We start from the raw sequence: 5531 nt of genomic DNA on the forward strand, positions 1-5531 counted from the left end.
TTAAAAGAAGTCCGGCGGTGTCCTACTCTCCCACAGGGTCCCCCCTGCAGTACCATCGGCGCTGTGAGGCTTAGCTTCCGGGTTCGGAATGTAACCGGGCGTTTCCCTCACGCTATGGCCGCCGAAACACTATAGATGTTTCAATCAAAACACATAACAAAGTCATTGTCATGCGGTTCTCGACCGTACATCGAGAACCACTCAGTGGACGCGTAGCACCAACAAACGGTGTGTTATCAAGTCATCGGCTTATTAGTACCAGTCAGCTGCATGCATTACTGCACTTCCACATCTGGCCTATCAACCCAGTAGTCTGGCTGGGAGCCTCTCACCCGAAGGTATGGAAATCTCATCTTGAGGCCGGCTTCCCGCTTAGATGCTTTCAGCGGTTATCCATCCCGAACGTAGCTAATCAGCGGTGCTCCTGGCGGAACAACTGACACACCAGAGGTTCGTCCAACCCGGTCCTCTCGTACTAGGGTCAGATCCTCTCAAATTTCCTACGCGCGCAGCGGATAGGGACCGAACTGTCTCACGACGTTCTAAACCCAGCTCGCGTACCGCTTTAATGGGCGAACAGCCCAACCCTTGGGACCTACTCCAGCCCCAGGATGCGACGAGCCGACATCGAGGTGCCAAACCATGCCGTCGATATGGACTCTTGGGCAAGATCAGCCTGTTATCCCCGAGGTACCTTTTATCCGTTGAGCGACAGCGCTTCCACAAGCCACTGCCGGATCACTAGTCCCGACTTTCGTCCCTGCTCGACCTGTCAGTCTCACAGTCAAGCTCCCTTGTGCACTTACACTCGACACCTGATTGCCAACCAGGTTGAGGGAACCTTTGGGCGCCTCCGTTACTTTTTGGGAGGCAACCGCCCCAGTTAAACTACCCACCATGCACTGTCCCTGAACCGGATTACGGTTCGAAGTTAGATATCCAGAGTGACCAGAGTGGTATTTCAACAATGACTCCACATGAACTGGCGTCCATGCTTCACAGTCTCCCACCTATCCTACACAAGCCACACCGAACACCAATACAAAGCTATAGTAAAGGTCACGGGGTCTTTCCGTCCTGCTGCGCGTAACGAGCATCTTTACTCGTAATGCAATTTCGCCGAGTTCGCGGTTGAGACAGTTGGGAAGTCGTTACGCCATTCGTGCAGGTCGGAACTTACCCGACAAGGAATTTCGCTACCTTAGGATGGTTATAGTTACCACCGCCGTTTACTGGGGCTTAAATTCTCAGCTTCGCCTTGCGGCTAACCGGTCCTCTTAACCTTCCAGCACCGGGCAGGCGTCAGTCCGTATACATCGTCTTGCGACTTGGCACGGACCTGTGTTTTTAGTAAACAGTCGCTACCCACTAGTCTCTGCGGCCTCCAAACGCTTTCGGAGCAAGTCCTAATACGCCGAAGGCCCCCCTTCTCCCGAAGTTACGGGGGCATTTTGCCGAGTTCCTTAACCACGATTCTCTCGATCTCCTTGGTATTCTCTACCTGACCACCTGAGTCGGTTTGGGGTACGGGCGGCTTGAACCTCGCGTCGATGCTTTTCTTGGCAGCATAGGATCATCCACTTTTTATCCGCATCGTGTCTCAGCCTATGTGAGAGACGGATTTGCCTATCTCTCGGCCTACGCACTTGCACCGGGACAACCATCGCCCGGCTGGACTACCTTCCTGCGTCACACCTGTTAATACGCTAACCGCACCAGAATGGGGTCGTGCGCTAGGCCCAACGCGTCACCCCGAAGGGATCAGTCACTGGGATTCAGACACTTAGCACTACTGGATTAGCTTGGGCGGTTCTTCGCCGGTACGGGAATATCAACCCGTTGTCCATCGACTACGCCTGTCGGCCTCGCCTTAGGTCCCGACTTACCCAGGGAAGATTAGCTTGACCCTGGAACCCTTGGTCTTTCGGAGGACGTGTTTCTCACACGTCTTTCGCTACTCATGCCTGCATTCTCACTCGTGTAGCCTCCACGGCTGGTTTACACCGCCGCTTCGCTGGCCACACGACGCTCTCCTACCCATCAACACGGCTGGACCACGAAGGCCTACCAATAATGTCAATGCCACAACTTCGGTGGCGTGCTTGAGCCCCGTTACATTGTCGGCGCGGAATCACTTGACCAGTGAGCTATTACGCACTCTTTCAAGGGTGGCTGCTTCTAAGCCAACCTCCTGGTTGTCAAGGCAACTCCACATCCTTTCCCACTTAGCACGCGCTTTGGGACCTTAGTTGGTGGTCTGGGTTGTTTCCCTCTCGACTATGAAGCTTATCCCCCACAGTCTCACTGCTGCGCTCTCACTTACCGGCATTCGGAGTTTGGCTGACGTCAGTAACCTTGTAGGGCCCATCGGCCATCCAGTAGCTCTACCTCCGGCAAGAAACACGCAACGCTGCACCTAAATGCATTTCGGAGAGAACCAGCTATCACGAAGTTTGATTGGCCTTTCACCCCTATCCACAGCTCATCCCCTCAGTTTTCAACCTAAGTGGGTTCGGTCCTCCACGACGTCTTACCGTCGCTTCAACCTGGCCATGGATAGATCACTTCGCTTCGGGTCTAGGACATGCGACTGAATCGCCCTATTCAGACTCGCTTTCGCTACGGCTACCCCTCAACGGGTTAACCTCGCCACATATCGCTAACTCGCAGGCTCATTCTTCAAAAGGCACGCTGTCACAGCTACTAAGGCTGCTCCAACGGTTTGTAAGCAAACGGTTTCAGGTACTATTTCACTCCCCTCCCGGGGTACTTTTCACCTTTCCCTCACGGTACTTGTCCGCTATCGGTCATCTGGGAGTATTTAGGCTTATCAGGTGGTCCTGACAGATTCACACGGGATTTCACGGGCCCCGTGCTACTTGGGATACTCTTCGCGCCAAGGGAGGCATTTCGACTACGGGGTTGTCACCCTCTATGACCGGCCTTTCAAGACCGTTCGTCTATACCATCTTGTAACGCCGCCATCTCGGCAGAGATGACTGAAAAGTCCCACAACCCCCAACGTGCAACGCCTGCCGGCTATCACACACGCTAGGTTTAGCCTGTTCCGGTTTCGCTCGCCACTACTAACGGAATCGCGGTTGCTTTCTCTTCCTGTGGGTACTGAGATGTTTCACTTCCCCACGTTCCCTCTACCCGCCCTATATATTCAGGCGGGAGTCACTAGGTCGGCACGCCGCCCAGCGGGGTTTCCCCATTCGGACACCCTCGGATCAAAACTTGCTTATCAGTTCCCCGAGGCTTATCGCAGATTGCTACGTCCTTCTTCGGCTCCAGATGCCAAGGCATTCACCGTTTGCTCTTAAAGACTTGATATATCACATGAGTTTGAATCAGAATCGACACCAGACACAAAGGCCTGGCTTGAAATTGACTAATGATCTTTAAGATCATCTTGTGCAACCGACCGAAGCCGGCTGCAAGATGCTCGCGTCCACTGTGTAGTTCTCAAAGTACGGGCGGTACCCCTCCCCGCTTCCCCCACAGGGGAAACAACAAGAGGCCCAGAGGTACGAAAAACGAATCCCGAAAGATCCGCATCCGGTCCCTCAGGACCCAACAGCGTGCAGATGCGACATCCGAAACCCTCCCCGTTCCCACCGCAAGCGGTGTACTAAGCGAGAGCTTCTTCCTTCGCACCATGTCAAATGTTCCACCCATGAGCTCCCAGCGAGAAACGAACGTCCTCGATCTGGGTTCTGGACTCCGAAGAGTCAGATGCTCCTTAGAAAGGAGGTGATCCAGCCGCACCTTCCGGTACGGCTACCTTGTTACGACTTAGTCCTAATTACCGATCCCACCTTCGACGGCTCCCTCCACAAGGGTTAGGCCACCGGCTTCAGGTGTTACCGACTTTCATGACTTGACGGGCGGTGTGTACAAGACCCGGGAACGTATTCACCGCAGCGTTGCTGATCTGCGATTACTAGCGACTCCGACTTCATGAGGTCGAGTTGCAGACCTCAATCCGAACTGGGACCGGCTTTTTGGGATTCGCTCCACCTCGCGGTATTGCAGCCCTTTGTACCGGCCATTGTAGCATGCGTGAAGCCCAAGACATAAGGGGCATGATGATTTGACGTCATCCCCACCTTCCTCCGAGTTGACCCCGGCAGTATCCCATGAGTTCCCACCATTACGTGCTGGCAACATAGAACGAGGGTTGCGCTCGTTGCGGGACTTAACCCAACATCTCACGACACGAGCTGACGACAACCATGCACCACCTGTTTACGAGTGTCCAAAGAGTTGACCATTTCTGGCCCGTTCTCGTATATGTCAAGCCTTGGTAAGGTTCTTCGCGTTGCATCGAATTAATCCGCATGCTCCGCCGCTTGTGCGGGTCCCCGTCAATTCCTTTGAGTTTTAGCCTTGCGGCCGTACTCCCCAGGCGGGGAACTTAATGCGTTAGCTGCGTCACGGAATCCGTGGAATGGACCCCACAACTAGTTCCCAACGTTTACGGGGTGGACTACCAGGGTATCTAAGCCTGTTTGCTCCCCACCCTTTCGCTCCTCAGCGTCAGTTACGGCCCAGAGATCTGCCTTCGCCATCGGTGTTCCTCCTGATATCTGCGCATTCCACCGCTACACCAGGAATTCCAATCTCCCCTACCGCACTCTAGTCTGCCCGTACCCACTGCAGGCCGGAGGTTGAGCCTCCGGATTTCACAGCAGACGCGACAAACCGCCTACGAGCTCTTTACGCCCAATAATTCCGGATAACGCTTGCGCCCTACGTATTACCGCGGCTGCTGGCACGTAGTTAGCCGGCGCTTTTTCTGCAGGTACCGTCACTTTCGCTTCTTCCCTGCTAAAAGAGGTTTACAACCCGAAGGCCGTCATCCCTCACGCGGCGTTGCTGCATCAGGCTTGCGCCCATTGTGCAATATTCCCCACTGCTGCCTCCCGTAGGAGTCTGGGCCGTGTCTCAGTCCCAGTGTGGCCGGTCACCCTCTCAGGCCGGCTACCCGTCGACGCCTTGGTGAGCCATTACCTCACCAACAAGCTGATAGGCCGCGAGCCCATCCCCAACCAATAAATCTTTCCAGTAGCTGACCATGCGGTCGCTACTCGTATCCAGTATTAGACGCCGTTTCCAGCGCTTATCCCAGAGTCAGGGGCAGGTTGCTCACGTGTTACTCACCCGTTCGCCACTGATCCACCCAGCAAGCTGGGCTTCACCGTTCGACTTGCATGTGTTAAGCACGCCGCCAGCGTTCATCCTGAGCCAGGATCAAACTCTCCGTAAAAAAGAAATGCATACGACACCGGGAAAACGGTGACGCAGCGAGTTTGATGCTGACCAAAGAGACAAATTCATTGCTGACTTCATCCGAATGCCAACCCCACAAAGAGGTTGGTCTTTGATCCAAAGGAATTCTCACCCAGCCGAAGCTAGACGAGGATAATTTGGCATTTGACAAGTGCACGCTGTTGAGTTCTCAAGGATCGGATGCTCCCACGACCCAGTCATCACAACCAGGCCCGAAGGGCAACTTCTCTATCTTA

The 5531-nt window shown here is 54.4% G+C and carries 3 rRNA genes; all 3 read right to left on the reverse strand.

The features are described 5' to 3' along the window. Positions 1-9 precede the first annotated feature (9 nt). Positions 10-126 (reverse strand): 5S ribosomal RNA (gene rrf / locus RQG82_RS20090). A 106-nt stretch (positions 127-232) separates the two neighbouring features. Beyond that, positions 233-3336 (reverse strand): 23S ribosomal RNA (locus RQG82_RS20095). Between the two features lie 413 nt (positions 3337-3749). After that, a 16S ribosomal RNA gene (locus RQG82_RS20100) occupies positions 3750-5272 on the reverse strand. Together the 16S, 23S and 5S rRNA genes form the textbook arrangement of a ribosomal RNA operon. Positions 5273-5531: the final 259 nt, after the last annotated feature.

The sequence above is a fragment of the Microbacterium sp. WCS2018Hpa-9 genome (genome assembly GCF_031843745.1).
GTDB lineage: Bacteria > Actinomycetota > Actinomycetes > Actinomycetales > Microbacteriaceae > Microbacterium.